We start from the raw sequence: 1,323 nt of genomic DNA on the forward strand, positions 1-1,323 counted from the left end.
ACCTACGTCCCCAGCCTGATCGACATCCGCCGGAAACTGCCGACGACCGGCTGGGACAAACCCGATCGGGTCCGGCTGCGGGCCGACGCCCGCGCGGCACTGACCCGGCCCGCCTCCCAGGCCTAACAAGAAGTATCTCTTCGTACCGGTCCGGAGCGTTCTTCCCGGACGTGCGATGCGGTCGCGTCACCACGCGCCCGCCGGTCTGCCCCTCCCCAGGCCCTGGGGCCCTGGTGGCCCGCATCCGCGCGGGCCGGGCTCTGGAGACGCACGCCCGGGCTGACGGAGCGTCCCCGCCCGGCGGGCCGGGGCCACACCTCGCCCACGGCCCGCCTGCGCGGCCGGTGCCGCAGGCCCTGCCCGTTGCCAGCTCCCGTCACAACAGACCTGTCTCCACCCCGAGTTCAGCGAGCACCCCAGCCGACCGACCCGTGATCCCCAGTACCGTCAACCTGCGTGATGGCGTGCGCTGTCCGGCGTCGGGAAGACTCTCCGGCCATGGACGGCTTCGAACTGCACGACCTCGCGCGCAAGCTGATGCGGATCGGCGAGGACGCCCTCCCGGACCCCACGGGTATGCGACAGCTGTCTCCCGGCGTGCGTCACGTCATGACCGACGTGTTTGAACACCCGGACACCTCGATCACCGAGATCGCCAACCGCACCGGCTTCCCGGCGAGCCACGTGGAGACGAGCGTCGCCACCCTGCGCGACCGGGGTGCGGTCACCACCGCGGCTGCTCCGGACGGACAAACGGTTGTCCGGGCGGCTGCCCGGCACAGGACCGCCGGTCGAGCCGCCGCGCGGGTCGACGAGCCGCTCGCCGCGGCCGCCGGGATCCAAGACCCCGGCCAGGCCAAGGAATTGGTCGAGACGCTCGAGAAACTGGCGCGCCGGCTCACCGATGCCCTGTCCCCCGAGCATTTCAACGCGCGGTATGCGGGTACGCCGCCCTGGGAAACCGGCCGTCCGCAACCGGCACTGCGCGACCTCGCCGAGGCAGGCGCCTTCCGCGGCCGGGTGCTCGACGTCGGGTGCGGCACCGGTGAGGTCGTGCTCATGGCGGCGGCGCTCGGCCTGCCGACGGTCGGCATCGATCCGGCGTCGACGGCGATCGAGATCGCGCGGCGCAAAGCACGGGAGCGCGGCCTGCAGGCTCGCTTCCTGGTCGGGGACGCGCTCGAACTCGGCGGCCTGGGCGAGCAGTTCGACACGGTGCTCGACTGCGGCCTGTTCCACGTGTTCAGCGACGCCGAACGAGTCCGCTACGCCGACAACCTGGCCACCGTGATGCCGCCGGACGCGCGGTTGTTCCTGCTCTGC

The 1,323-nt window shown here is 72.3% G+C and carries 1 protein-coding gene; it reads left to right on the plus strand.

Annotation, left to right across the window (positions count from 1 at the left end; translation table 11 throughout):
* Positions 1-498: 498 nt before the first annotated feature.
* A partial coding sequence (locus ABEA26_RS35975; RefSeq protein ID WP_345598283.1) for a methyltransferase domain-containing protein occupies positions 499-1,323 on the plus strand: 825 nt, incomplete at its 3' end.

This window comes from Streptomyces marokkonensis (assembly GCF_039539045.1).
Taxonomy (GTDB): Bacteria; Actinomycetota; Actinomycetes; order Streptomycetales; family Streptomycetaceae; genus Streptomyces; species Streptomyces marokkonensis.